Annotated in this window: 22 protein-coding genes; 14 read left to right on the top strand and 8 right to left on the bottom strand. The window is 73.5% G+C overall.

What is annotated here, in order from left to right; all coding sequences use genetic code 11:
- From VG276_02225 to VG276_02200, 6 genes are all read left to right on the top strand, one after another.
- Positions 1–1,893 (top strand): aldehyde ferredoxin oxidoreductase family protein, encoded by a 1,893-nt coding sequence (locus VG276_02225; GenBank protein ID HEV8648225.1) that lies wholly within the window; start codon positions 1–3, stop codon positions 1,891–1,893.
- Positions 1,890–4,760, top strand: a complete 2,871-nt coding sequence (gene fdhF, locus VG276_02220; protein ID HEV8648224.1) for a formate dehydrogenase subunit alpha — start codon at positions 1,890–1,892, stop codon at positions 4,758–4,760. Before VG276_02225 ends, fdhF begins: the two co-directional genes overlap by 4 nt.
- A 65-nt stretch (positions 4,761–4,825) precedes the next feature.
- A complete protein-coding gene (locus VG276_02215; GenBank protein HEV8648223.1) occupies positions 4,826–6,493 on the top strand; it encodes an NAD(P)H-dependent oxidoreductase subunit E in 1,668 nt (555 codons plus the stop codon).
- Between the two features lie 57 nt (positions 6,494–6,550).
- Positions 6,551–7,783, top strand: a complete 1,233-nt coding sequence (glp, locus tag VG276_02210; GenBank protein HEV8648222.1) for a gephyrin-like molybdotransferase Glp — start codon at positions 6,551–6,553, stop codon at positions 7,781–7,783.
- A 101-nt stretch (positions 7,784–7,884) separates the two neighbouring features.
- Positions 7,885–9,795, top strand: a complete 1,911-nt coding sequence (locus VG276_02205; protein ID HEV8648221.1) for a molybdopterin biosynthesis protein — start codon at positions 7,885–7,887, stop codon at positions 9,793–9,795.
- Between the two features lie 224 nt (positions 9,796–10,019).
- On the top strand, positions 10,020–10,253 hold the full coding sequence (locus tag VG276_02200; GenBank protein ID HEV8648220.1) for a DUF397 domain-containing protein: 234 nt from the start codon (positions 10,020–10,022) through the stop codon (positions 10,251–10,253).
- Between the two features lie 200 nt (positions 10,254–10,453).
- Here the strand turns inward: VG276_02200 and VG276_02195 are convergent, their stop codons facing one another.
- The 7 genes from VG276_02195 to sat all read right to left on the bottom strand — a co-directional run bounded on the left by VG276_02195 (position 10,454) and on the right by sat (position 17,496).
- On the bottom strand, positions 10,454–10,717 hold the full coding sequence (locus VG276_02195; protein ID HEV8648219.1) for a hypothetical protein: 264 nt from the start codon (positions 10,715–10,717) through the stop codon (positions 10,454–10,456).
- Positions 10,718–11,133: 416 nt separating this feature from the next.
- Positions 11,134–11,394, bottom strand: coding sequence for a UBP-type zinc finger domain-containing protein (locus VG276_02190; GenBank protein ID HEV8648218.1), 261 nt, complete (start codon positions 11,392–11,394; stop codon positions 11,134–11,136).
- 160 nt (positions 11,395–11,554) lie between these two features.
- Entirely contained in the window at positions 11,555–11,896 is a 342-nt protein-coding gene (locus VG276_02185; GenBank protein ID HEV8648217.1) for a hypothetical protein, read from the bottom strand.
- Positions 11,893–13,164, bottom strand: a complete 1,272-nt coding sequence (locus VG276_02180; protein HEV8648216.1) for a Coenzyme F420 hydrogenase/dehydrogenase, beta subunit C-terminal domain — start codon at positions 13,162–13,164, stop codon at positions 11,893–11,895. Before VG276_02180 ends, VG276_02185 begins: the two co-directional genes overlap by 4 nt.
- A gap of 5 nt (positions 13,165–13,169) precedes the next feature.
- Positions 13,170–14,804, bottom strand: coding sequence for a ferredoxin--nitrite reductase (locus tag VG276_02175; GenBank protein ID HEV8648215.1), 1,635 nt, complete (start codon positions 14,802–14,804; stop codon positions 13,170–13,172).
- A complete protein-coding gene (locus tag VG276_02170; protein HEV8648214.1) occupies positions 14,774–15,613 on the bottom strand; it encodes a phosphoadenylyl-sulfate reductase in 840 nt (279 codons plus the stop codon). The genes VG276_02175 and VG276_02170 overlap by 31 nt, the downstream gene beginning before the upstream one ends.
- Complete coding sequence (gene sat, locus VG276_02165; GenBank protein HEV8648213.1) at positions 15,613–17,496, bottom strand: sulfate adenylyltransferase; 1,884 nt, start codon at positions 17,494–17,496, stop codon at positions 15,613–15,615. The genes VG276_02170 and sat overlap by 1 nt, the downstream gene beginning before the upstream one ends.
- A 405-nt stretch (positions 17,497–17,901) precedes the next feature.
- Between sat and VG276_02160 the strand changes: the two genes are divergently transcribed.
- From VG276_02160 to VG276_02130, 7 genes are all read left to right on the top strand, one after another.
- The gene (locus VG276_02160; GenBank protein HEV8648212.1) at positions 17,902–18,045 is read left to right on the top strand and encodes a hypothetical protein; all 144 of its coding nucleotides are present in this window, start codon (positions 17,902–17,904) and stop codon (positions 18,043–18,045) included.
- Between the two features lie 322 nt (positions 18,046–18,367).
- Entirely contained in the window at positions 18,368–18,832 is a 465-nt protein-coding gene (locus VG276_02155) for a hypothetical protein (protein ID HEV8648211.1), read from the top strand.
- A 115-nt stretch (positions 18,833–18,947) separates the two neighbouring features.
- On the top strand, positions 18,948–19,541 hold the full coding sequence (locus VG276_02150; GenBank protein HEV8648210.1) for a hypothetical protein: 594 nt from the start codon (positions 18,948–18,950) through the stop codon (positions 19,539–19,541).
- Between the two features lie 236 nt (positions 19,542–19,777).
- The gene (locus VG276_02145) at positions 19,778–20,800 is read left to right on the top strand and encodes a hypothetical protein (protein ID HEV8648209.1); all 1,023 of its coding nucleotides are present in this window, start codon (positions 19,778–19,780) and stop codon (positions 20,798–20,800) included.
- Positions 20,801–21,011: 211 nt separating this feature from the next.
- Positions 21,012–21,446, top strand: coding sequence for a single-stranded DNA-binding protein (gene ssb / locus VG276_02140; protein HEV8648208.1), 435 nt, complete (start codon positions 21,012–21,014; stop codon positions 21,444–21,446).
- A 66-nt stretch (positions 21,447–21,512) separates the two neighbouring features.
- Positions 21,513–23,873, top strand: a complete 2,361-nt coding sequence (locus VG276_02135; protein HEV8648207.1) for an AAA family ATPase — start codon at positions 21,513–21,515, stop codon at positions 23,871–23,873.
- A gap of 175 nt (positions 23,874–24,048) precedes the next feature.
- Positions 24,049–24,516 (top strand): NUDIX domain-containing protein, encoded by a 468-nt coding sequence (locus VG276_02130; GenBank protein ID HEV8648206.1) that lies wholly within the window; start codon positions 24,049–24,051, stop codon positions 24,514–24,516.
- Positions 24,517–24,591: 75 nt separating this feature from the next.
- On the opposite strand, the gene rpsD is transcribed toward VG276_02130, so the two are convergent.
- Positions 24,592–25,197 carry a 30S ribosomal protein S4 gene (gene rpsD / locus VG276_02125; GenBank protein HEV8648205.1) on the bottom strand — a complete coding sequence of 202 codons (606 nt, stop codon included), beginning with the start codon at positions 25,195–25,197 and terminating at the stop codon, positions 24,592–24,594.
- Here rpsD and VG276_02120 point away from each other — a divergent pair.
- A complete protein-coding gene (locus VG276_02120; protein ID HEV8648204.1) occupies positions 25,178–25,999 on the top strand; it encodes an NYN domain-containing protein in 822 nt (273 codons plus the stop codon). The genes rpsD and VG276_02120 overlap by 20 nt on opposite strands.
- The last annotated feature ends 219 nt before the right edge of the window (positions 26,000–26,218 follow it).

The following is a 26,218-nucleotide window of genomic DNA, read 5'->3' as shown; positions in this document are numbered from 1 at the left end:
ATGGCCGTTCCTGGCGGATATCTCGGGCGCGCCCTGGTCGTCGACCTGTCGGGGGCCTGCGCCTCCGTGCTGCCGCTCCCAGAGCCGGTCCTGCGGGCCTACATCGGCGGCGCCGGGCTCGGCACCTGGCTCCTGCACCGGCTGGCGCCCCCGCGGGCCGACCCGCTCGGGCCGGAGGCGCCGCTGGCGTTCGTGTTCTCCCCGCTGGTCGGCACACCGCTGACCACCAGCGCGAAGTTTGCCGTCGTGGCGAAGTCGCCGCTCACCGGCATGCTCAACGACGCGCTGGCGTCGAGCCAGTTCGCGATCGCCGGCAAGCTCACCGGCCACGACGCGATCGTCGTGCGGGGGGCCTGCGACACGCCCTCGGTGCTGCTCGTCGACGGCGACGGCGCGCGGCTGGTCGACGCCGGCCAGGCATGGGGGCGTCCAGCCGCCGAGGCGGAGACGCTGCTGCGGCAGCGGCTGGGCCGGGGCTGGCGGGTCGCCGCGATCGGGCCGGCCGGTGAGCGCGGCGTCCGCTACGCCACGGTGTCGCACGACGGCCGGCACGCCGGGCGGGGCGGGCTGGGCGCGGTCATGGGGGCCAAGCGCCTGAAGGCCGTTGCGGTGCGGGCCGGCGGCGCGGTGCGGGCAAGCGGCGCCGGGCGGGCAAGCGGCGCCGGGCGGGCGGGCGGCGCGGGCGCGGTCCCGGTCGCGGACCCGGAGGCCGTGCTCGGCGCGGCCCGGGACCTCCGGGCGCGCTCCTTCGGTCCGGCCACCGCCAAGTACCGCGAGCTGGGCACGCTGGCCAACCTGCTCGCCTTCAACGCCATCAGCACGCTGCCGACCCGCAACTTCCAGGCCGCCACCTTCGCCGAGGCCCCGCGCCTGGCCGCCGAGGACCTGTCCGGGCTGCGCCGCGTCGCCCGCAACAGCTGCGCGTCCTGCACGATCGGCTGCGAGCACATCTACGCCGCCCGCAGCGGGGCCAAGGTGCGGGTGGAGTACGAGAACGTGTTCGCACTGGGACCGATGTGCGGCGTGTCGGACCCCGACGCCGTGCTGGCCGCCAGCGCGCGCTGCGACGAGCTGGGGCTCGACACGATCTCGGCCGGGGGCACGATCGCCTGGGCGATGGAGTGCGCCGAGCGGGGCCTGATCGACGCGCCCTGGCTGCGGTTCGGCGACGGCGCCGCCCTGCTCCGGGCGCTGGACGAGGTCGGGGCCCGGGAGGGGCTGGGCGCCCTGCTCGCCGAGGGCTCGCGCCGCGCCGCCGAGCGGCTGGGCGGCGCAGCGGCCGGTCTGGCGTTGCACGTCAAGGGACTGGAGCTGCCCGGCTACGAGCCGCGCACGCTGCACGCCATGGCGCTGGGGCTTGCGGTCAACGCGCGCGGCGCCGACCACAACCGCTCGGGCGCCTACGAGGCCGACCTGTCGGGGAGCCTCGACCGCCTCGCGGGCGGCCAGGCGCACGTGGCCGCGGCCGTGGCCACCGAGGACCGCGCGGCGGTCATGGACTCGCTGATCCTCTGCAAGTTCCTGCGCGGCGTGTTCGACCAGGGCAACCCCTACGACGAGTGGGCGGCGCTGCTGCGGGCGGTGACCGGCTGGGACACCGACGCCGCCGAGCTGCGGCGCACGGCACGGCGGATCGTGCTTGCCAAGCGCATGTTCAACCTCCGCGAGGGCTGGACGCCGGGGGACGACTGGCTTCCCCGGCGCCTGCTGGACGAGCCGCTGGAGGTCGGCTCTGGCCGGGTCGCCACGCTGACCGCCGAGCGCCTCCGGTCGATGGTGGACGGCTACTACGCCGCCCGGGGCCTGGACGCGGGAGGGCGTCCCGACGAGCTCGCGCTGGAAGATCTGCTCCTCGACAGCGAAGGGGCCGAAGCGAAAGACTGGTCTCGATGACTGCGACGATGCCAGCCCCCACCCCGACGCGCACGGTCACCCTCACGATCGACGGCCGCGAGGTCACGGTCCCGGAAGGGACGACGATCTGGACCGCGGCGCGCGACACCGGCGTCGACATCCCCGTCCTCTGCCACGACGAGCGCTACGACCCGGTCGGCGTCTGCCGCATGTGCGTGGTCGACGTCGGCGGGCGGGTCTACGCGGCCTCGTGCGTGCGGCCCTGCGAGCCCGGGATGGAGGTCAAGACCACCACCCCGGACCTGGAGCGCCACCGCGCCACCCTCACCGAGCTGCTGCTGTCCGACCAGCCGCCGCCCGAGCGCGACCCGAAGCAGACCAGCACCGGCGACAACGCGCTGCTCGCACTGGCGGCACGGTACGGCGTGCAGCGGGGCGACGGGCTGCCGGTCGCCTCCGGCCGCGGCGAGGACCTCTCCAACCCCGTCATCGCGGTCAACCACGACGCCTGCATCCTCTGCGACCGCTGCGTGCGCGCCTGCGACGACATCCAGGGCAACGACGTCATCGGGCGCAGCGGCAAGGGCTACGCCACCAGGATCGCCTTCGACCTCGACGACCCGATGGGCTCGTCGTCGTGTGTCACCTGCGGCGAGTGCGTGGCCGCCTGCCCCACCGGCGCGCTGACCAACAAGCCGATCCGGGGCGTGCCGATCCGCCCGCGCAGCGAGCTTGACGCGGTCGACACCGTCTGCCCGTACTGCGGGGTGGGGTGCGCGCTGACCTACTACGTGGACCGCGAGCGCGGCGCGATCTCCTTCGCCGACGGGCGCGACCAGCCCGGCTCCAAGGGCCGCCTGTGCGTGAAGGGCCGCTACGGCTTCGACTACGCCGCCTCGCCGCAGCGGCTGGTCACCCCGCTCATCCGCCGCGACGCGGCCTACCCCAAGGGACCCCTTTCCGCCGACGTCCGCGGCGACGACAACGGCGGTGGCGGCGGACGCCGCGACCGCCGGCGCAAGCCCGGGGGGCTGGTCGACTACGACGAGGTGCTGCCGCACTTCCGGGAGGCCACCTGGGAGGAGGCGCTGGACCTGGTCGCGAGGAGGCTGACCGAGATCCACGCCGCGCACGGCCCCGGCGCGATCGCCGGCTTCGGGTCGGCCAAGTGCTCCAACGAGGAGGCCTACCTCTTCCAGAAGCTGCTCCGCACCGCCTTCCACACCAACAACGTCGACCACTGCACGCGGCTGTGCCATGCCTCGAGCGTCGCCGCGCTGTTCGAGGGGATCGGCTCCGGGGCGGTGTCCACCACCTACGGCGACGTCGTCAACGCCGACGTCGTCATCGTGGCCGGCAGCAACCCGACCGCCAACCACCCGGTGGCCTCGTCGTTCTTCAAGCAGGCGCGCCGGCGCGGGACCACGCTGATCTACGTCGACCCCCGGGCCAGCAAGGTCCGTGAGCACGCCGACATCTACTGCCAGATCAAGCCGGGCACCGACGTCGCCTTCTACAACGGCATCATGCACGAGGTGATCCGGCTCGGGCTGGTCGACCGCGAGTTCGTCGAGCGGCGCACCTCCAACTTCGAGGCCCTGGAGCGGACGGTCGCCGACTACCCGCCCGAGCGGGCGGCCCAGATCAGTGGGGTGGACGCCGACGTCATCCGGCGGGTCGCACGGGTGTGGGGGGAGGCCGGGGCCGGGATCATCTTCTGGGGCATGGGCATCTCGCAGCACACCACCGGCACCGACAACGCCCGCTGCCTGATCGCCATGTGCGCCATCACCGGCAACGTCGGCAAGCCCGGCAGCGGGCTGCACCCGCTCCGGGGGCAGAACAACGTGCAGGGCGCCTCGGACTCCGGGCTGATCCCGATGTTCTACCCCGACTACCAGCGGGTGGACGACCCCGAGGTCCACGCGAAGTTCGAGCGGCTGTGGGGCACCGACCTGGACCCGGCGCGGGGGCTGACGGTCACCGAGATCATCAAGTCGGCGTTGACCGGCGGCGTGCGCGGCATGTACATGATGGGTGAGAACCCGTTCCTGTCCGACCCGAACATCAACAAGGTCCGCAAGGGGCTGCAGGCACTCGAGTTCCTGGTCGTGCAGGACATCTTCCTGACCGAGACGGCCGAGTTCGCCGACGTCGTCCTGCCCGCGTCGTCCTACCTCGAGAAGGACGGCACCTACACCAACACCGACCGCCGCGTGCAGCTGGGGCGCAAGACGCTGGACCCGCCCGGGGAGGCGCGCGTCGACTGGGAGGTGGTGCAGGACCTCGCCAACCGCGTCGGGCTGGAGTGGGCCTACGCCTCGCCCCAGGCGATCTTCGACGAGATGGTGTCGGTGATGCCGAGCTACGCGAACCTGCGCTACGACAACCTCGGCCTGTCCGGCAAGCTGTACCCCAATCCCGACCCCGAGCACAGCGACGGCACCGTGGTGATGTTCGGCGAGCGGTTCAACACCAGCGACGGGCTGGCCCACCTGGTGCCCGCGGAGTGGCTGCCGGCCAAGGAGCTGCCCGACGCCCGGTACCCGCTGGTGCTCAACACCGGCAGGCTGCTCGAGCACTGGCACACCGGCTCGATGACGCGCCGGTCCTACGCGCTGGACGCGATCCAGCCCCGCGCCGAGGTGTACCTGCACCCCGACGACGCCGCCGCGCTCGGGCTGAGCGACGGCGACGACGTGCGCGTGAGCTCCCGGCGCGGCTCGATCGTGCTGCGGCTGCGCGTCTCCCACATCGAGGCGCCCGGCAACTGCTTCATCCCGTTCCACTTCCGGGAGGCGGCGGCCAACCTGCTGACCATCGACGAGATCGACCCGTACGCCAAGATCCCGGAGTACAAGTTCTGCGCCGTCCGGATCGACGCCGTGCCGACCGAGGCCCGCTGATGGCCTCCGCCGACCACTCGCGGGACGGCATCGCAGGCCCGCCTGCTCGCGCAGGCGGTGTCCCGGTGCCTGGAGGCGAGGCTCGGGCCGGGAAGTTCCCTGGCCCGAGCCTCGTCCCCGCGCTCAACGCCATCCAGCGGGACCACGGCTGGCTGCCCCGGGAGGAGCTGGTCGCGCTCTCCCGCGACGCCCACCGGCCGCTGTACGAGATCCAAGGGCTGATCTCGTTCTACCCCCACTACCGCACCGACCCGCCGTCCAAGGTCGCGCTCCATGTGTGCCACGACCTGTCGTGCTGGCTGGCCGGGTCCGACGAGCGCATCGCGGCGCTGCGCGCCCGCTACGGCGAGGACCCCGAGGTCGAGCTGGTGGAGGTGTCGTGCCTGGGGCGCTGCGACGCCGCGCCCGCCGTCGCGGTCGACGACCACCCAGCCGCTGCCGATGACGCCGACACGCTGGTCGCCGCGGCGCGCGACGGGCGGCTGCCGCCGGCCCGTGCGCGCGGGCGCGCGGAACCATGGCCCAACGACCCCTACATCCCCGGCGAGGAGCGCTACAGGGTCCTGCGGGCGCTGCTGACCGGCGCGCTCGACCCCGGCGGCGTCGTCGCCAGCCTGGACGAGGCCGGCCTGCGGGGCATGGGCGGCGCCGGCTTCCCCGCGGGCAGGAAGTGGGAGCTGGTCGCCCGGCAGGACGCCACGCCGAAGTACGGCATCTGCAACGCCGACGAGTCCGAGCCCGGCACCTTCAAGGACCGCGAGATCCTGGCCACCCAGCCCCACCTGGTCCTCGAAGGGCTGCTGCTCGGCATGGCGGTGGTCGGGGCCGAGGAGGGCTGGGTGTTCATCCGCCACGAGTACGGTCCCGAGGAGGAAGTCGTCCGCGCCGAGATCGAGGCGCTGCGCGCCTCGGGGCTGGTGGGCGAGGACGTGCTCGGCACCGGACGCCGCCTGGCGCTGGACGTGTTCGTCTCCCCCGGCGGCTACATCCTGGGCGAGGAGACCGCGCTGATGGAGTGCATGGAGGGCCACCGCGGCGAGCCGCGCAACAAGCCGCCGTTCCCCGGCACGTACGGCCTGTGGGGCAAGCCGACGCTGATGAACTCGGTGGAGACGTTCGCCCACGTCCCGATCATCCTGGACCGCGGGGCCGACTGGTGGAAGCAGCAGGGCGTCCGCGACGGCACCGGCCTGAAGTTCTTCGCGGTGTCGGGCCACGTCGAGCGCCCGGGCGTCTACTGCGTGCCGATGGGCACCACCGCCCGCGAGCTGCTCGACCTGGCCGGCGGGGTCGCCGCCGGCGCGGCGCTCCAGGCGATCCAGCCCGGCGGCGCCTCGTCGAACTTCCTCGGACCGGACCAGCTCGACGTCCCCTTGGACTTCGGCTCGCTGGCCAAGGCCGGGTCGATGCTGGGCTCTGGTGCGCTCGTCGTGGTCGCCGAGGGAACCGACCTGCTCGCCGCCGCCACCAACGTGCTGCGGTTCTTCCGCAACGAGTCGTGTGGCAAGTGCGTGCCCTGCCGGGTCGGCTCGACCAAGGCGCACGCGATCCTCAGCGACGCGCTGGCCGACGGCGGGCTCGACGACACACGCGAGGACCGCGTCGTCGAGCTGGAGGAGACGATGCGCCTGACCTCGATCTGCGGGCTCGGCCAGGTCGCCCTGGGGCCCGTGGTGAGCGTGCTCGGGCTGCAGCGGGGGGGAACCAAGGCGCGCCCGCAACCCCGCCCCTAGGGCTTGCTCGATGGATCCGCCGATCACCCCAGCCATGGCGTCCAGGACATCCATCAGATGAGCCGTAGCAAGGAGTTCTTCGCTACCCGTACCGTGGCCGAGGCGCTGGCCGGCTTCCGCCCCGGGCGGCGAACCGCACCCGAGCCGGTCGAGCTGGACGACGCCCTGCACCGGGTCCCGGCCGAGGCGGTCCGCGCGCCGGCGGCCCTGCCCGGGTTTGCACGGGCCACGGTCGACGGCTACGCCGTGCGCGCCGCCGACACCTACGGGGCCTCCGAGGGGCTGCCCGGCTACCTGCAGCTCGCCGGGTCGGTGCCGATGGGCGCAGCAGCAGAGGTCGCCGTGGCGCCGGGCACCGCGGTCGGCATGCCCACCGGGGGGGTCCTGCCGCCGGGCGCCGACGCCGTGGTGATGGTCGAGTACACCCAGGAGACGATGCCAGGCATGATCGAGGTGGTCCGCCCGGTCGCCCCCGGTGACGGGCTGGTACGCGCCGACGAGGACGCCGCGCGGGGCGCCGAGCTGGTGCCTGCCGGCCGCCCGCTCCGGGCCCAGGACCTCGGGATGCTCGCGGCCGCCGGTGTCACGACCATCGGCGTGCACGCCCGCCCGCGGGTGACGATCCTGTCCACCGGCGACGAGGTCGTGCCGCCCGCACAGCGCAGCTTGCGTCCCGGACAGGTCCGTGACGCCACCACGTCGGCGCTCGCTGCACTGGTACGGCAGTCGGGCGGCGAGCCACACGCGGGCGGGATCGTCCCCGACGACGCTGGCAAGCTGCGCGAAGCCATGCGTGCCGCCCTGGGGGACAGCGACCTCGTCGTGGTCTCCGCTGGCTCGTCGGTCGGTGCCCGCGACCAGACCGCCGCCGCCGTGGCCGGCCTCGGCGAGCCCGGCATCTGGTGCCACGGCCTGGCGCTGCGCCCGGGCAAGCCAACGCTGCTCGCCGAGTGCGGCGGCGTGCCCGTCCTCGGTCTGCCCGGCAACCCGCTGTCGGCGCTGGTGGTGTTCCGCCTGGTGGGTGTCCCCCTGGTGTGGCGGGTCGGGGGCGCCGGGGTGTGGGTGCCGTCGGAGCCCGTGACCCGCGCCACCCTGGAGCGCGACCTGGCGTCGGCCGCCGGCCGCCTCGACGTCGTCCAGGTGCGCCTGTGCGACGGCGCCGCCAGCCCGCTGTTCGGGCTGTCGGCGCTGCTGTCGATCCTGGTCGCGGCGGACGGCTACCTGGTCGTGCCCGAGGAGGCCACCGGCCTTCCCGCCGGCACCGAGGTCGAGGTCACGCTGTACCGGTGAGGGCCCGCCGCGCAACAGGGTGGTCTTGGCGTGCAGCGGGTTCCGACAGGCCGTCGATGCCCCGGTACCGTGGCCGTCAGATGCCGGTACCGTGGCCGTCGATGTCCACCAGCCCGTTCATCCGCGACCTGCCGGCCGAGCAGGCCCTGGACGCCTGGCGCCGCGCGTGCGCGGCCGCGGGCTGCCCGGCGCGGGTCGACAGCGTGCGGGTAGGGCTGGAGGACGCGGTCGGCCTGGTCACCGCGGCCCCGGTGTGGGCCACCCGCTCCTCGCCGCCCTTCGACGCCGCGGCCATGGACGGGATCGCCGTGTGCGCAGCCGACACGCTCGGCGCTAGCGAGACCACGCCCGTCCACCTCGAGCCGGCCGCCTACGACGTGGTGGACACCGGGGACCCGCTGCCCGACGGCCGCGACGCGGTCGTCATGCGCGAGCACGTGCACCATGCCGGCGGCGTCGCCGAGCTCCGCGCCGCCGTCCCCCCCTACCAGCACGTGCGCTCGATCGGCGAGGACGTGAGCACGGCCGAGCTCCTGCTGCCCGAGGGGCACCGGCTGCGCGCGGTCGACGTCGCCGCCGCGGCCGCCGCCGGCGCCACCGAGCTCCTGGTGCGCCGCCGCCCCGTCGTCGCCGTGCTGCCCACCGGCGACGAGGTGCGCCCCATCGGGTCGCCGACCGGGCCCGCGGAGATCCTGGACACCAACTCGCTGATGCTCGCCGCCCAGGCCCGCGAGATCGGCTGTGACGCGTACCGCCTGCCGATCGAGCCCGACGACCCCCAGCGCATCGCCCAGGCCGCGCGCACCGCGGCCACCGACTGCGACCTGCTGATCATCGTCGCCGGCTCCAGCGCGGGGCGCGACGACTACACCGCACGGGTCGTCGCCGACCTCGGCACCCTGGCCGTCCACGGGGTGGCGGTGCGCCCGGGGCACCCGGTCGTGCTGGGCGCGCTGGACCGCACACCGGTCCTCGGCTGCCCCGGCTACCCGGTGTCCGCGGCGCTGACGTTCGACATCTTCGCCGCACCGCTGCTCGCCGAGATCGCCGGCGCCGCGCCGCAGCGCCGCCCGTCGACCCGGGCGCGGCTGGCCCGCAAGCTCGCGTCGGTCGTGGGGATGGACGACTGGGTGCGGGTACGCCTGGGCCGGGTGGGCGGGAGGATCGTGGCCACGCCGCTGCCCCGCGGCGCCGGGGTGCTGACCTCACTGGTCCGCGCCGACGGGCTGCTCGTCGTCCCGGCCGCTCTGGAGGGGCACCACGCGGGCGAGGATGTCGACGTCGCGCTCCTCCGCGGCCTCGACGAGATCGAGCGCACCATCGTCGCCATCGGCTCGCACGACCTGGTGCTCGACCTGGCCGCCTCGGCCCTGCGTGGCGCGGACCCGCGCATCACGCTCGCGTCCTCCAACGTGGGTTCGCTCGGCGGGCTGGTCGCGCTCCGCGACGGGCTGTGCCACCTCGCCGGCTCGCACCTGCTGGACCCGGCCACGGGCCAGTACACGCTGCCCTACGTCGACCGGGTGCTGGCCGGCCGCGACGTCGCGGTGGTCCGCCTCGTGCACCGCGACCAGGGCCTGATCGTCGCGCACGGCAACCCTCTCGGCCTTGGCGGCATCGACGACCTGACCCGCCCGGGGCTGCGCTACGTCAACCGCCAGCGTGGTGCGGGCACCCGCGTCCTGCTCGACCACGAGCTCCGGACCCGGGGCATCAGCCCCGACGCCGTCGCCGGCTACGCCCGCGAGGAGTACACCCACCTGGCCGTGGCCGCCGCCATCGCCGCCGGCCGCGCCGACTGCGGGCTGGGCATCCTGGCTGCCGCCCGCGCCTTCGGGCTCGGCTTCATCCCGGTCGCGCGCGAGCCCTACGACCTCGTCCTGGGTCTCGACGCCCTCGACGATCCCGTCCTCGCCCCGTTCTGGGCGCTGCTGCAGTCGGCCGACTTCCAGGCCGCCGTGGCCGCGCTCGGCGGCTACGCGGTCGAGGAGATGGGCCGCAGGATCCGCTGAGCGCCGTCGCGGTCGGTCGCGCAGCTTTCCATTGCAACATGCGGTAGCATCCCGACGCCAAGTGCGGATGCAATTGGCATCTGCTATGTGCGGACGTCAAGTGCAGACCGGCAAACCCTGACAAGACAGTGGAGGTCGGCAAACCACGATAAGACCGACAAAGGTCGGCAAATCCCCGACAAGACCGTTGGGGATCCTCAGCGGGATGATGAGGGAAGGATGACGTGGACGAGACGCACAACGGCATGTCCGCCATGAGCCTGCACGGCGTCCAGTGGCGGAAGGGCAGCTGGAGCAGCGGCCAGGGCAACTGCGTGGAGACGGCGAAGCTCCCCGGGGGCGGCGCCGCGGTTCGCAACTCCAGGCACCCGGGGGGGCCGGCGCTGATCTTCACCGACGCCGAGATTCGCGCGTTCCTGACCAGCGTCAAGCAGGGTGACTTCGACGACCTGCTGTAGTGGCGCTCCGAGCACGCGCGGTCTTGCTCAAAGCCTGGTCGAGCCAGGTGTGGTGGGTCCCGGCCGGGCGGCCCGACATCGGGCCGCCCGGCCGGGCCGCCCGCGGACCCCAAGCGCGCACGACTACGCCGGTATCGGCCGCCAACCTTGAGCGGGCCGCCAACCCTGAGCCGGCCGCCGACCCGACCTTCGCCCCTCGCTCAGCGAGTCGCTCCCGGCCTGCTCGACGACGGGGTCGCCCTGGCCGTGGACGGCCCGGGCCGGGCGGGGTGGACCGTGCGACCCGGCACGTCAATGCGCTGCTCGACGGGTTCGACCTGGTCGGCCGTGCCCGCGCGGGGCAGCCCGGTGCTCCAGTGCTGGTAGTCGCACTCGTTCTGGTAGTCGACCCAGACCAGCGCGGCGATCAGGGCTGCCGCACCGAGGCCCGCCACCACGATCACCACCATGGCCAGCAGGCTCATGGCGACGACTCCGGGGTCGCAAGCAGCCGGGGAACGGTGTCGGTGTTCGCGTGTGCCATCGGGTCCTCGCAGAGCGTGGAGACTCGGCATGAGTAGCATCCATCATGCCAAGTGCGAATGCAATTGGCATCTGCTATGTGCGGACGTCAAGTGCACGACCGAGATGGAAGCGAAGCGCGGCCCGGCGCCCCCACCTGGGGTGCCTTCTACCCGGAGGGCACGACCGAGCTGGAGTGAAACGCGGCCCGGCGCCCGGCTGCACGCCCTACGGCGGGCCGTGGCGGACGGGCGGCGGCTGGCCGAATGACAGGCCACCGTGCATCCCGCCCGCGTCGTGGAAGCGCCGCGGCGGCGTGGACCTCAGCGCAGGGTCCGCTCACGCGGCGAGACACAAGAATTCGGGCGAGAAGCCGGGCTCAGACAAACGTCTCGTCGAAGTAGCACCAGCGCCAGTCCTCGCCGGGCTGGAAGGACTGGACGATCGGGTGGCTCACGGCGGAGGCATGTCCGCGGGCGTGGCGCATCGGGGAGGAGTCGCAGCACCCGACGTGCCCGCAGCTCAGGCAGAGCCGTAGCTGGACCCATGGTGAGCCGATCTGCAGGCACTCCTCGCAGCCCTGCGGGGTCCGCGGCACGACGGGTCGGATCTGGCTGATGTGTGGGTCGTGCACGCTCATCGAAGCTCACCTCGCAGGCGGTCCTTTGACAGCCTTGGTCGCCGGGACGGACGGTCCCTCCTTCCACGGGTACCACGAGCCGCCGCCATCGATGCACGAGCCCCGGCGACGGACGCCGAAAGGAGCTCGTCGTGACGGCCCCGACCGGGGGCGGAGACGGTCACAGCGGCCGGGATGGACCGGGAGCAGTTCCTCCGGGTCCGGGGAGGCGGCGCAGCACCCGCCCGAGCAGCCCGCTTGCGCTCTGCGCCCACGTCCGCTCGCCCACGACCCACAGCCACAGCTCCCTGCGGTAGCCGGCCACGACCCGGAGGAACTGCTCCCGGTCCATCCCGGCCGGTTCGAGCGCCGGCCCCCAGCACTCCCAGAGGGGGTCGGCGATCCACGTCGCCGCGTCCACCAGCGCCGCTCCCCGGTCGGGGGCCTCCTCGACGAGGGCCCGGGTGCGGGCGCGCAGCTCCGCCGGCTCCTCGGGGACCGTCGGGTCCGGCGGCCGCTTCACCGGTCGCGCACCACCGGCGCGCGGTCGGTCCCCGCGTAGCGCTGCACGTGCTCGGCGAAGTCGACGAAGAGCGGCGCCGACGGGTCGAACGGTCGCTGCAGGCTGCGCACGGCGATCTTCTTGTTGAGCGCGTCGAGCTTGTGCAGCGCCTCGACCCGGTCGAGGTCGCGCAGCTCGAGGCGGTCGCGGACCCGGTCGAACGCGGCCTGGCCAGCCGGCGTGCGCACCAGCACGCTGGAGTAGCCGTCCTCGCTGCCGACGCTCCCGACCGAGATGTCTGCGGCGTGCCCGAGGAAGTCGGCGCACTCGTCGCAGCCCTTCAGCGCGGCGCCGTGGAAGTCGCGGACCGGCTCGGAGACCAGGACCTCGCCGTCGTGGTCCTCGACGATCATCCGGCCATGGATCACGTCGACCTTGCCCACCCGCTCCAGCGGGATGCCACGCCGTCGCCGGATCTCGTCCACCATCAGCTTCTCGTAGTTGAAGCTCTTGGTGCACAGCAGCGCGACCGTGAGCACCACGGCGTCCACCCGCGACGCGCCCCACGTCCAGGGCCGCGACTGCATCGCGCGGATCGCCTCGACCTCGCACGGGGTGCCCACGACCGCCAGGCGCGGCTGCGCGGGCAGGTCGTAGCCGTCGAGGTCCAGCGCGGCGAGCGCGAGGGTCTGGTTGTAGAAGCTGCCGGCGCACTCGACGACCTCGGCCGGTGTGCGGGCCAGGAACGGCTCGCCCTTCCACGGCTCGGTCCGGCTCTCGCGGGCCAGCAGCGCCCCGTCGAGGTCGCCCGCCTCCAGCAGCGCGATCAGCAGCGCGCTGACCACCCCGCCGTCCTGCGCCCCCGGCACCTTCGGCCGCACCCGGGCGGTGTAGGTGTCGCGCACCCGGCCGAGCCCGGCGCCGGCCGGCCCGGGCGCACCGGTGATCTTCCAGCCGGCCTCGCCCGCGCCGGCCCCACCGGGGGACCCGTTCGCCGGAGCGGGCCCTGGGTCCCCGCCGGCCGGGGGCAGCGCCCAGGTGGCCTCGTGGCGCATGCCGCCGCGGGGGCAGAAGTCCCAGCACAGCGAGCAGCCGGTGCACATCTTGACCAGCTTGGGCAGGCCGTCGGCGCCCACCCCGATCGAGTCGCTCGGGCAGGCCGCCACGCACGCCCCGCACTGCACGCAGCGGTCGGCGTCGATCACGGCCTGCTCGAGCTCCCAGAACCAGATCTTGCCAGGCGCCTCGTCGATGTCGTTCATCTCGTCGCGGATCTTGAACCCGGCCATCAGCGTCAGTCTCCTCGCAGCATCGCTCGCAGCTCGGTGTTCGGCAGCCGCCGGCACCACTGGTGGAACGCCTCGCCGTCGCGGCGCTCCGCGCGGTACCTGGTGAGCAGGCCGACCAGCGCGTCGGGCACCTCGCTCACCGGCTTGGCCCCCTCGACGAAGTCGATGAACGCCGCGTCGGTGCCGAGGCTCCCGCCGAGCCCGACGTCCACCGCCTCGACGATCGTGTCGCCGCGGTGCGCGGTCTCGCCGCGGAAGCCGATGTCGGCGATCTGGGGCTGCGCACACGAGGCCGGGCAGCCCGAGAAGTGCATGCGGATCACGCCCTGGCCGGTCTCGTCGGGACCCAGCCGGCGGTCCAGCTCGCGAGCCCACTGGGCGGCCCGCGCCTTGGTCTCCACGATCGCGAAGCGGCAGAACTCGCTGCCGGTGCAGGCCACCACCCCCCGCTCGAACGCGCCCGGGTCGGGGGAGTGCTCGGCCAGCAGCGGCTCGGCCAGCAGCGCGCCGAGCCGCGCCTCGGGCACGCCGGTGAGGATCAGGTTCTGGTCGGTGGCCAGCCGCAGCTCGCCGTCGCCGTGCTCGCCGGCGAGGCGGGCCGCCTCGACCAGGTTCCGCCCGGCCATGCGGCCGACGGTCACGTTGAGGCCGACGTAGCAGCGGCCGGGCTGCTTCTGGGCGTGCACGCCGACGTGGTCGCCGCGGTAGCGGCGGGTGAGGGCCTCGCCCGCCGCGGCGAGCGGGAAGGCGGCCCGGTCGGCCAGCTCGGCCCGGAAGCGCTCGGGGCCGAGCTCCTGCACCAGGTAGCGCATCCGGGCCAGCCCGCGGTTCTCGCGGTTGCCCAGCTCGCCGAACAGCTGCGCGATGGCCCGGAACAGCTCGACCACTCCAGCAGGGTCGGGGTGGACGAACACGTCGATGTCGGAGGCCATGCGCGGGCCGTCCGACAGGCCACCGCCGACGAGCACGTTGAAGCCGACGGTGCCGTCGTCCAGCCGGGCCGGCCACAGCCCGATGTCGTTGATCTCGGCCTGCGCGCAGTCCTCCCGGCAGCCGGTGACGCTCAGCTTGAACTTCCGGGGCAGGTTGGCGTACTCGCGGTTGCCGGTGAAGTAGGCGGAGACCGCCGCGGCGACCGGGTAGGCGTCGAGCACCTCGTCGGCGTCCAGGCCCGACACCGGGCAGCAGAGCACGTTGCGGGCCGAGTCGCCGCACGCCTGCACGGTGGTCACGCCCACCGCCTCCAGCCGGCGCCAGATCTCGGGGACGGCGCCGATCCTGACCCAGTGGAGCTGGATGTCCTGGCGGGTGGTGATGTCCAGGTAGGCGTCGCCGAACACCGGGTTCGGGGCCGGGCCCCGGGCGAACTCGTCGGCGACCTCGCCGACGACCCGCGCCTGCGCGGCGGTCAGGCGTCCCCCAGGGACCTTGATGCGCAGCATGAACGCGTCGCCGCCCTGGCGCTGGGGGTACAGGCCGACCCACTTCAGACGCTCCACCTCGCCGGGGACGGCCTTGATCGCCTCGGGGCCCTCACGGGCGTAGCGATCGAGGATCGCGTCACGCACGTCGAGCGGGTGACGCTCCAGCTTCCACTTCTCGACCTGGTTCAGCTCGCTGATGCTCCTGAGGTACCGCATCGTTCACCCCCTCGAGATCGTCGGTCGGGCCGCCCGCCCGTGGCGACGTCCGCCCGCAGCTCGGCCAGGGCGAGGTCGAAGCGCACCGACGGGCTGGCGTGGTGCAGGCCGCACTCCCGGTCCGGACCTGCCTCCCACCACCAGCGGCCGGCCCGCTCGTCTTCGCCGGACAGCACCGCCCGGGTGCACGGCGCGCAGCCGATGCTCGCATAGCCCTGCTCGTACAGCGGATGGATCGGCACCCTCTTGGCGCGCGCATACGCCCACACCTCGTCGCGGGTCCAGTCGGCCAGCGGGTTCAGCTTGACGATGCCGCCGTGGGCCGGGTCGGGCTCGACCTTGGCGGTGCCCGCGCGGGTGGACGCGCCGTCGCGGCGGAGCCCGGTCGACCAGGCGTCGAGCCCGGCCAGCGCGCGGCCGAGCGGATCGACCTTGCGCACCTGGCAGCAGAGCCGGCGCAGCGCCTGGTCGCGCCGGAACAGGTTGGGCCCGTGCTGGGTGACCATCGCCGCGACCGCCACCGGGTCGGGCGCGACCACCTCGACCTTGACGTCGAACCGGGCACGGACCGCCTCGATGACGTCGTAGGTCTCCTGCGGCAGCCGGCCGGTGTCCAGGGTGAGCACGCGGACGGCCGGGTCGAGCCGGCGGGCCAGGTCGAGCACGACCATGCCCTCGACCTGGAAGGAGGTGACGATCGCGAACCGGTCGCCGAACCGGCCGAGCGCCCAGGCCAGGACCTCGTGGGCGGGCCGCTGCTCGAGCCGCGCGGCCGCCGCGGCGATCTCGGGCTCGGAGAGCACGGGCATCAGCCTGCCTCCCGTCGCGTCCGGTACCCGTCCACCAGCACGCGGGCCACCTCGGGGCGGGAGAACTCGGGCGGGGGCAGCTGGCCGCCGCCGAGCAGGGCCCGCACCGCCGTGCCGGACAGGTGCACCCGGGCCTCGGGCGGGTGCGGGCAGGTCCGGCTCGTCGCCATGCCCTCGCAGCAGCGGCAGAAGAACGCGTGCTCGAACCTGAGCGGCTCGATCCCGAGCTGGCCGGCGTCGTAGGCGTCGAACGCCTCCTGGGCGGCGTAGGTACCGTAGTAGCCGCCCACCCCGGCGTGGTCGCGGCCGACGATGAAGTGGGTGCAGCCGTAGTTCTTGCGCACGATGGCGTGGAAGACCGCCTCCCGCGGCCCGGCGTAGCGCATCGCGGCCGGGAACGCGCTGAGCAGCACCCGGTCCGTCGGGTAGTAGCCGTCCAGCAGCACCCGGTAGCAGGCCATCCGCAGCGCGGCCGGCACGTCGTCGTCCTTGGTCTCGCCGACCAGCGGGTGCAGCAGCAGCCCGTCGACGTGCTCGAGCGCGACCTTGTGGAGGTACTCGTGGGCCCGGTGGACCGGGTTCCGGGTCTGGAAGCCGGCCATGGTGCGCCAGCCCCTCGCCACCGCCTCGGCCCGCACCTGGGCCGGGGTCAGCCTCGGCCCCAGCTCGGCCGGGGACGCCGGCAGCCGCAGGACGTGGACCGGCCCGCCGACCAGCGGGCCGGGGCGGGCGAGGGTGGCCGCCACCCCGGGGTGGGCCGGGTCGTCGGTCTCGAACACGAGCTTGGCCTCGGCCTCCGGGTCGGGGTCGTACACCTCCTCGACGTCGACCACGGCCAGCACCGTCCCGGTCCTGTCGGTGAGGGCGAGCCGCTCCGGGCCGGCGCGCAGCGCCTCGGCCGGGACCGGGAGGACGACGGGGAGCGTCCAGGCATGCCCGTCGGCGAGCTGCCCGTGTTCCACCACGGCGGCGTGGTCGTCCGCGCCGAGGAACCCGGTCAGCGGCGAGAACGAGCCCACGGCCAGGCATTCGAGGTCGGCCAGGCCACGGCCGTCCAGGCGCACCGCGGGCAGCCGGGCCGCCTCCGCGGCGAGCGTCTCGGCCCGGCCCGCGGGGACGAGCCGGTCGACCAGGCGCCCGCCGTGCGGGGCAGGCAGCGACACCGTGCCGTTCGGCGCGACGCTCACGGCCCGCTCCCCCTCCCCCCGGGGGCTGCCGCCTCGCTCCATGAGTCCCCCGTGGCCCTCCCCGTCCAACGGGAGGCTGCCGCCTCGCTCCATGAGCCCCCAGGGCCACCCGGCGACCGGGGGGCTGCCGCTTTGCTCCATGAGCCACCCGGACCCCCCGTCAGCCGGGGCGGCACGGCCGCCGAGCAGGGCGAGCACCCGGGCGGCCGACTCCTCCGGGTCCTCGCCTGTGGTGTCGAGCACCAGCTCGGCCGCGAGCGGCGGCTCGTACGGGTCGTCGACCCCCGTGAGGCCGCGCAGCTCCCCCCGCGCGTGCCTGGCATACAACCCCTTCACGTCACGAGCCCGGCAGGTGGCCAGGTCGGTGGCCACGTACACCTCGACGAAGTCGCCGACGCGGCCGACGGCGGCCCGGACCTCGTCGCGGACCGTGCGGTAGGGCGAGACCGCCGACACCACGACGGTGACCCCGTGCCCGGTCAGCAGCCCGGCGACGTAGCCGATGCGGCGGATGTTCTCGTCCCTGTCGGCCTTGGAGAAGCCGAGCCCCTTCGACAGGTGGGTGCGGACCACGTCGCCGTCCAGCACCTCGACCCGCCGGCCCAGCTCGGCGAGGCGCCGCCCCACCAGGTTGGCGACGGTGGTCTTGCCGGCCGACGGCAGGCCGGTGAACCAGACGGTGATCCCGCCCTCCACTGCTGCGCTCCTCTCGAGTTGGTGGTCACGGACGGCTGGGCGCAGGGCTGGGCGCAGGGAAGGTGGCGAGACCCACATGGCGATCCCCTTCGACGCGCACGGGAGCAGGCTCCGGGCGGCCCGGGCGGTCGGCAAAGGATGCGTGCGCTACGTTGCGCGGGGCGACCGCCGGGCCTCAGGACACGCGCAGCAGACGACGCGCCCGTAGTCGAGCGCGCGGTTGCGGGTGAGGCGAGCGTCGGTCATGGCGTACCACCTTGCCGGAACTCGCTTGAATGTGTCAACGGCGGTGCGCCGCTGTGGGCGGCGCCCGATGCGGATCGGCAACGACACCGTGGCCTGGCTGGCGACCTCGATGGCCACGATCGGCGGCGACCTCGATGGCCACGATCGGCGGCGCCCTCGATGGCCACGATCGGCGGCGCCCTCGGCTCGCGCCTGGAAAGCGACGACGCCGTGCGGCAGGCCGCCTACGGCTACCGGCAGCAGGAGCGCGGGGCCCAGCCCGACGGCGACGCAGCCAAGCGGCAAGGCGAGCAGCGAGCCTGAGGCTGCTCCGTCACGTCGACCCGCAGGCGGCGAGGCTGGCCGGCAGGCCCGGCGCGACGTTGAGGTCATCGGAGGGTGACCGGGGGGTCGGCGACGACCGGGATGCCGCGCTCCCGCTGTGGCGCAGACCGGGCGGTGAACCGCCCCCGAGACCAAGCGGATAAAGCCGGTCGGAGCATTTCGTGGGCGCGCTCCATTTCGCGTCCGCAGGGGCGGCGCCGGAAACGCCAGCTCTACCCAGACACCCAGCTGACCTGGGGATTCGTTGGCAGCGGAGCCGTTCGTGACCTATAGTGAAGGCATGAGCGAAACTAATGGAGGCATGGGAGAAACCCCTGTCGCCTCCGTTCATGTGAATACGGGCTGGCATGCCACCGAAGGACGGCACCACGCCGCCTACGGGCTTGCCGCAGAAATTCGCGCGGTCGAGGAGGGCCACAATGCCTGTGTGCTCCCCGACGGCTCGGTCCTGGTGAAGGCCAACTCGCAACCCGGCAGCTACCACGTGTCCATCCGGGGCGTCGCCGACGGCGTCCTGCGCTTCGGCTGCACCTGCCGTTCCGGGGTGTACCGGGAGGTGCTGCCGGTCCCGTGCAAGCACGCCGCGCTTGCCGGACGCCGGCTGGAACGCGAGGGCCTGGCCCGCTGGGAGGACGGCACCTGGCGGCTGCGCGAGCGGGCGCAGGTCCGTGGTGCCCGGCTGCTGCTGGCCAGGACCGTCCAGCGCCGGCCGCGGGCCGCCGCGGCGCCGCTCGCCGGCGACAGGCCGCAGACCGCCGCGGCCTGACCATGGCCGCACCCGCCCGCGTCCTGCGGGCACGCCCGCGGGACCGGACCGGTCGCCCGCAGGCGGCCTGGCGAGGATGCTTGTCCCGCCCCCCACCCCTGGGTAGTGTCCGGCCATGGGCTTGCTGGAGGCGCCGTTCCGGCTGGCGGCCGGCGGCCGGGACCCGCGCTACTACCCGGCGCACGTCCCGATCAAGGACCGCGGAGCCCCGGGGCTCCGCTTCGAGCTGGCCGCGGGGTACCCCTGGCGGTGGGTCGGGTGCGGCGACCCCGTGGAGGTGAGGCTCGTCGACGTCCTGGCCGCCGCCACGCTCGAGGCTCTCGACGGCCGTGAGGTGCCGCGCGGCCCCATCCTCTCCGCGCACGCCCTCGCCCTGGTCACGGCGCTGCGCAACGGCCGGGTCGAGCTGGCCGAGCGCTTGGAGCTCGAGCAGGAGGCCGTCCTCGACACCATCGACGAGTGGCAGCTGGGCGGGCTCATCGAGCCTCCGGTGCGCTACCGGACGATCAAGAACTACAAGCTCAACACTCCCAAGCGGGTGCCGCCTCCCATCCAGGTGGTCGGCTACCAGCAGACGGTCTGGCTGTGGGCGCGCGCGCAGGCCACCGCCTGGATCGCGGCTCGGCCAGGCATCGCCTGGCGGAGCGGCCTGAGCGACGCCGACATCGAGGCCTCCGGCCGGCGCCTCCCCGGCCGCCCTCGGCGGTAGGCGGGCCGCCGGCACCGTCGACCGCATCCGCCCAGAGACGAGCGCTGCCACGGCCTTCCCCGCTCCCACTGTCACAGGGTCCGGATACGCTCTTTTACGTAGAGCGGAACTTCCCTAGGTTGACGCCCCTAGGTTGACGCCCCTAGCTGGACGCCGAGGCGGTTGACGCCGAGGCGTTCAGGTACGCGACCGGGGCCGGTCGACGCTCCGGTCCCATTCCCCGAGGAGCTGGCCCAGTGACCACCATCCACGACGTCCGGCAGGCGCCGGACGGCACCATCTACGACCTCGTCGAGCTGGCCCGCCGCTTTCCCGACGGCTTCGTCGAGCGCAAGGACGGCAACGACTACGTCGCCCACCACGTCGTCAACCAGCGCCTGCTCAGCATCGTCGGACCGTTTGACTTCGAGCTGGTCGAGGTTGTCCGAGGGGACGTGGCCGCGGTGCCGCCCGATCCCAAGGGCCGGAGCCGCCGGGCCAAGGCCGGCACGCCCGCGCTCCACGACGTCGTGGTCGGCTGCGTCTGGCGGCTCACCTGCTCGATCGACGGCCGCCGTGTGCGCATCGAGGAGGTCGGCGACGTCGGGGACGTGCACAACTGGCCTCACGACGGCGCCCGCCTCAAGGACGCCGTGTCCGACGCGCTCAAGCGCTGCGCCATGCGCCTCGGGCTCGGACTGCACCTGTGGGCCCAGGAGCACTACTTCCTGGACCGCCAGGTGCGGGCGATCCTGGAGCAGCCAGGCAGCGCGGCCGCGACCGCGGCCGAGGAGGCCGTGGCTGGGGGGCCGGGACTGGCCGGCGCGGAGGTCGCGAGCCCCCAGAGCGACGGCCCCGAGGGCGACGGCCCCCGGAGCGACGGCCCCCAGGGCGACGGCCCCCAGGGCAATGGCCCCCAGGGCGCCACACGGATGCCGCTCCGGGGCGCCGCCGCGTGGGAGGAGCCGGACGAGGCCCTGGTCGAGCAGTTCGACGCCCTGGTCGAGGCGACCGGGGTGAGCGCCGCCGACGCCCGCGAGTTCCTGCACCGCAGCCCCTACTACAGCGGCGTCTCCGACCCCCGTGACCTGCACGGCCCCACGCTGGCCCGCCTGGTCGAACGGATGGGTCAGGAGGGCGACGGGGTGTCCGGCCTGGCCGCCTTCAGAGCCAAGGTCCGTGAGGTGCTCGCCGACCGGTCCGGTTCCCCCGACGCCCCGGGCGGCCAGGGCCGGTCCTCCGCCCCGGCCGCCGCGGGCGGATCGCATCATGAGGAGTGACCGTTCCGACGTGACCCGTCCCATCGCGCAGGGGGCGCCTCGATCGCCGACGCCCTCCGTGGACTGGCCGAGGAGGACCGGCAGACCGGCTAGCCGGGGCGGACCCGCCATCCGGACCCGGATCCTGGGTAGCGGCCGCCCCGTGATTCGAACGTACGTTCGACTCTTAGGGTAGAATGCACCTATGCTGAACCAGGAAAGGAGCTCGAAGGTGAGCGACAACCAGACCACCCTCGTCGGCAACCTCACCGACGACCCGGAGCTGCGCTACACGCCAACCGGCTTCGCGCTGGCCACGTTCCGGCTCGCCGTGAGCCAGCGACTGTGGGACGGCGACGGCTGGAAGGACGGCGAGCCGTCGTTCTTCAGGGTGAGCGTCTGGCGCGACCAGGCCGAGCACGTCAGCCAGAGCCTGCGCAAGGGCACTCGCTGCGTCGTCGTCGGCCGCCTCAAGAGCCGCTCGTGGGAGACCCCGGAGGGCCAGCGGCGGTCGGCCGTGGAGGTGGAGGCCGACGACGTGGCCGCAAGCCTGAAGTTCGCGCCTGTCACCCTGGCCAAGCCGAGCGGGAAGGCCGAGCAGAACGGGCGGCATGCCGACACCGAGCCCGTCTCGGCCGGCAGAGCCCTGGAGGAGGTGCCGTTCTAGCCGCTCGCGGGCCGACCCACGCCGCGGCCGAGCCACGGCCGGGACCTTGAACCTCGAGGGAGCCGCGTGACCCTGTCTCTGTCTTCCCCCGCGCCGGCCCTAGCGGCCGGTCCCACCCCGGCGGTGCTCGACGCGGTGCTGGAGCGCGTCACCTACGCCAACGAGGAGACCGGCTACACGGTCGCCCGGGTCGCCAGCCCCGGATCGGCCGACCTGATCACGGTGGTCGGCCCGCTGCTCGGCGCCCAGCCCGGCGAGCGCCTGCGCCTGGAGGGGCGCTGGCGCAGCCACCAGCTGTACGGGCGCCAGTTCGAGGTGCGCAGCTACAGCACCCTGCTGCCCGCCACGGTCCAGGGCATCCGCCGCTACCTCGGCTCCGGCCTGATCAAGGGCATCGGGCCCAAGATGGCCGAGCGCATCGTCGACCACTTCGGCGCCGACACCCTCCGCGTGCTGGAGGAGGATCCTGCGCGCCTGCACCGCGTGCCGGGGCTCGGCCCCAAGCGCACGGCCATGATCGAGCACGCCTGGCAGGAGCAGAAGGCCATCAAGGAGGTCATGGTCTTCCTGCAGGGCGTGGGGGTGTCGACCTCGCTGGCCGTGCGCATCTACCGGTTGTACCGGGACGAAGCCGTCAAGGTGGTCTCCAAGGAGCCCTACCGGCTGGCGGTGGACGTCTGGGGCATCGGCTTCAAGACCGCCGACAAGATCGCCCAGGGTCTCGGCATCGGCTACGACAGCCCCGCGCGGATCAAGGCCGGGCTGCAGTACACCCTGTCCGAGGCGAGCGAGGCCGGCCACTGCTACCTGCCCGAGCCCGAGCTGGTCGCCAAGGCATCCGAGATCCTCGGCGTGCGCCCGGCGCTCGTCGGGACATGCCTCGAGGAACTGGTGCACGAGCGGGGCGTGATACGAGACTCGCTCCCCATCCCGGGGTTCGACGACGGTGTGCCCGCCGTCTACCTGGTCCCCTTCTACCGCGCCGAGGTCTCGCTGGCCGCGGGGCTGCTGCGCCTGCTGGCGGCGCCCCCGGCCGCCGACCGGCTTCCCGCGTTCCACGAGGTGGACTGGGCGGTGGCGTTCGACTGGCTGGGCCGGGTCACCGGCTGCCAGCTCGCCCCCGAGCAGGCAGCGGCGGTCCGCCTCGCCCTCACGGAGCGAGTGGCCGTGCTCACCGGCGGCCCCGGCTGCGGCAAGAGCTTCGCGGTGCGCGCCATCGTCACCCTCGCCCACGCCAAGCAGGCCAAGATCGTCCTGGCCGCGCCGACCGGCCGGGCCGCCAAGCGCCTGTCCGAACTGGCCGGGATGCCGGCGCAGACCCTGCACCGGCTGCTCGAGCTGCGGCCAGGCGGCGACGCCGGCTTCGACACCGACCGGCCCCTCGACGCCGACCTGGTGGTGGTGGACGAGGTCTCCATGCTCGATCTGCTGCTGGCCAACAAGCTGGTCAAGGCCGTCCCCTCCGGCGCCCACCTGCTGCTGGTCGGTGACGCGGACCAGCTCCCCAGCGTCGGCCCGGGCGAGGTGCTGCGCGACCTGCTCCACAGCGGCAAGCGGGCCGGCGCCCCCGCCGGTGCCACCGGCGGACCGGCTGGCGGACCGGCCGGCCCAGCGGCCGACGTGATCCCGCGCGTCCGCCTGACCCGCATCTTCCGGCAGGCGCAGGGGAGTGGGGTGGTCACCAACGCGCACCGCATCAACGCCGGGCAGCCGCCGGTGACCCAGGGCCTGGCCGACTTCTTCCTGTTCCCGGAGGACGACCCGGAGCGCGTCGCCGACCTCACCGTGGACATCGCGACCAACCGGCTGCCCCGCCGCTTCGGCCTCGACCCCCGGCGTGACATCCAGGTGCTCTGCCCCATGCACCGTGGGCCGGCGGGTGCCGGGACGCTCAACGAGCGGCTGCAGCAGGCGCTCACGCCCGGCGCGCCCGGGCTGCCCGAGCGCCGCTTCGCCGGCCGCACCTACCGGGCGGGCGACAAGGTCATGCAGGTCCGCAACGACTACGACAAGGGCGTCTTCAACGGGTCGGTCGGGGTGGTCACCACGCTCTCGCCAGAGGAAGGCGAGCTGCGCGTCCTGCTCGACGACGACGAGGAGGTACGCTACGGGTTCGACGAGCTGGACGAGCTGACCCACGCCTACGCGCTGACCGTGCACCGCTCCCAGGGCAGCGAGTACCCCTGCGTGGTCGTGCCGCTGACCCCGAACGCCTGGCTCATGCTCCAGCGCAACCTGCTGTACACCGCCGTGAGCCGGGCCAGGCAGCTGGTGGTGCTGGTCGGCTCCAGGCGCGCCCTGGCCAAGGCCATCCGGACCGCCGGAGCCGGTCACCGCCACACCGGCCTCGACGAGCGCCTGCGCCGCCAGAGCGCCCGGGTCGAGGCCGCTGTTGCGTCGCGGGCCACAAGACGTGCGAGCGTGTGACCTCCTGGCGACGCAGGATCGGGTCGAACCACTGGGCCAGGCAACGGCCAGGAAGCTCATCTGCGGCTCCTCGGGACAGGCTGGGCCGGACGACCGGCGGGCAGGCCCTCGACCCGGGAGGTTCGCGCTACCGTTGGCTCCCTGCGGCGAGTCGCTGGGAGGTGGGGTGGTCGGGATGGCGAAGCGCAGCGCGGGCATCCTGCTCTACCGGGTCCGTGCCGGAACGGTCGAGGTCCTGCTCGTGCATCCCGGCGGGCCGTTGTGGGCCAACAAGGACCTCGGTGCCTGGTCGATCCCGAAAGGCGAGTACGACCAGGGCGAGGACCCACGTGCGGTCGCCCTGCGGGAGTTCCAGGAGGAGACCGGCCACCCGCCCCCGCGAGCGGACCTGCTGGAGCTGGGGGCGATCCGGCAGCGGGGCGGGAAGGTCCTCACCGCCTGGGCGGCAGCGGGCGACCTTGACGCCGCCACGGTCGCCAGCAACACCTTCACGATGCAGTGGCCGCCCCGCTCCGGCGCCATGCGGGAGTTCCCAGAGGTCGACCGGGCCGGGTGGTTCGACCCCGAGACGGCCCGTGAGAAGCTGCTCGGCGCCCAGGGCGAGCTGATCGACCGGCTGCTCGCCACGCTCGCCCGTCGCTGACACCCTTGGAGCCTTCAGCCCGTAAGGCGCTCCCGGCGCGACCTGGAGCCGAGCTGCCTGATCAGCGTTGCCTTATCAGCGGGAGTAGAACTCGACGACCAGCCGCTCGTCGCAGACGACGGGGATCTCAGCCCGTACCGGGAGCCGGACAAGCCGAGCCTTGAGCGCCTCGATCTCGACGTCGAGATACGGTGGGACCGTGGCGGCGTGCTCGCCGGCCGCCGCGATCAGGAACGGCGTCTTGGTCTTGCTGCCGGCTGCGATCTCGATGACGTCTCCAGGGCGCACACGGAACGACGGCCGGTCCACCCTGCGGGTGTTCACCGTGACGTGGCCGTGCGTCACGGCCTGCCGCGCCTGGTAGATCGTCCGAGCGAACCCGGCGCGCAGCACCAGCGCGTCCAGCCGGGTCTCGAGATCGACCAGCAGCGCCTCCCCGGTCTTCTCACCGCCTCGTACGGCCCGGGCAAGCGCCAGGCGCAGCTGCGCCTCGCTGAGGTCGTACTGGGCGCGAAGCCGCTGCTTCTCGAGCAGATGTGCCTTGTAGTTGGATGTGGTCCTGCGCCTGCGGCCGTGCTCGCCTGGCGGGTAGGGTCGCCGCTCCAGGTGGCGTACCGCCTTTGGGGTCAGCGGGATGCCCAGCGCGCGGCTCAGGTGGACCTTGGACCTGGTCCTGCTCATGCATTCACCTCCTTTTCTTCTTGAAGACAGGTCCTCGAAGAGGACAACGGTCTGGGCGCGCCGGTATTCCGCGACGGCGGGCGACGAACCGGCGACAGGCAAGCCTGGAGAGGTGGGCGACGAACCGGCGACAGGCAAGCCTGGACAGCTCGTGGATGGTCAGGGTCAGATCGCCGTCGAGGTCGCCGGGCACGACCCGGGGCAACCCCAGGGGGCTCGAATGCCACCCATACCAGGGAGGAAACTCGAACGAGGAGCCATGCGGGACCCGAATCTCGACGGCTCGATGCCACGCCTACCACGGCTTGATGCCACGCCTACCAGGGAGGAAACTCGAACGATGGCCACGGGGGCAGACCATGAGGGCCGCAGTACGCGCGGTGGCAGCCGGGGCGCTCGCTGGCTGATCGACGGCATGAACCTGATCGGTTCCCGACCGGACCGGTGGTGGAACGATCCGGATCGGGCCGTTCGGCGGCTGATCGAAGAGCTGAAGCGGTACGCCTCCGCCACCGGCGAGGACGTGACGGTCGTGTTCGACCGCCAGCCTCCGGACATTCGCCCCGGCGCGCACGGCGCGGTCCGGGTGGCGTTCGCCTCGGGGCGCGGGAGGAATGCCGCCGACGACGAGATCGTCCGGATGGTGAGGGAGGACCAGGCCCCGGATTCCTTCAGGGTTGTGACCTCGGACAGGCGACTGGTGGAGCAGGTCCGGGAGCTGGGCGCTGAGGTGACCTCCTCAGGCTCGTTCCGGCGCCGGGTGGACGAGGCGCTCGCAGGCGCACCCACCGAGGGCACGTGAGCCAATCGTGCTGGACATCATGCCGCCCCTGGCACCGAGGTCCTCAGCGTCCTCCGTTCGGGTAGCGTTGGCGTGCCCGACGAGGACATGGAGAAGGACGCCGATGGAGACCGTGAAGGGACACGAGGGGAAGTATCAGCAGGGTGATGCCGCGAGGTTCACCGGGCGGGTGTGGCTGAGCCCGGGGCTGTCAGCGCCAGACGGCACCGGCATGGCCGT

The sequence above is a fragment of the Actinomycetes bacterium genome (genome assembly GCA_036000965.1).
Taxonomy (GTDB): domain Bacteria; phylum Actinomycetota; class CALGFH01; order CALGFH01; family CALGFH01; genus DASYUT01.
Note: the sequence above shows the minus strand (reverse complement) of the source record. Positions and strands in the feature narration are given on the sequence as shown.

Bases quoted from the DNA above. Each gene is read 5' to 3' on its own strand.
- VG276_02155 (HEV8648211.1), top strand. From the start codon at position 18,368: ATGGGAGAAACCCCTGTCGCCTCCGTTCATGTGAATACGGGCTGGCAT.
- VG276_02205 (HEV8648221.1), top strand. From the start codon at position 7,885: ATGTCCACCAGCCCGTTCATCCGCGACCTGCCGGCCGAGCAGGCCCTG.
- VG276_02195 (HEV8648219.1), bottom strand. From the start codon at position 10,717: ATGAGCCTGCTGGCCATGGTGGTGATCGTGGTGGCGGGCCTCGGTGCG.
- VG276_02180 (HEV8648216.1), bottom strand. From the start codon at position 13,164: ATGGCCGGGTTCAAGATCCGCGACGAGATGAACGACATCGACGAGGCG.
- glp (HEV8648222.1), top strand. From the start codon at position 6,551: ATGAGCCGTAGCAAGGAGTTCTTCGCTACCCGTACCGTGGCCGAGGCG.
- VG276_02190 (HEV8648218.1), bottom strand. From the start codon at position 11,394: ATGAGCGTGCACGACCCACACATCAGCCAGATCCGACCCGTCGTGCCG.
- fdhF (HEV8648224.1), top strand. From the start codon at position 1,890: ATGACTGCGACGATGCCAGCCCCCACCCCGACGCGCACGGTCACCCTC.
- VG276_02170 (HEV8648214.1), bottom strand. From the start codon at position 15,613: ATGCCCGTGCTCTCCGAGCCCGAGATCGCCGCGGCGGCCGCGCGGCTC.
- VG276_02150 (HEV8648210.1), top strand. From the start codon at position 18,948: ATGGGCTTGCTGGAGGCGCCGTTCCGGCTGGCGGCCGGCGGCCGGGAC.
- rpsD (HEV8648205.1), bottom strand. From the start codon at position 25,197: ATGAGCAGGACCAGGTCCAAGGTCCACCTGAGCCGCGCGCTGGGCATC.
- VG276_02175 (HEV8648215.1), bottom strand. From the start codon at position 14,804: ATGCGGTACCTCAGGAGCATCAGCGAGCTGAACCAGGTCGAGAAGTGG.
- VG276_02225 (HEV8648225.1), top strand. From the start codon at position 1: ATGGCCGTTCCTGGCGGATATCTCGGGCGCGCCCTGGTCGTCGACCTG.
- VG276_02130 (HEV8648206.1), top strand. From the start codon at position 24,049: ATGGCGAAGCGCAGCGCGGGCATCCTGCTCTACCGGGTCCGTGCCGGA.
- VG276_02160 (HEV8648212.1), top strand. From the start codon at position 17,902: ATGGCCACGATCGGCGGCGCCCTCGGCTCGCGCCTGGAAAGCGACGAC.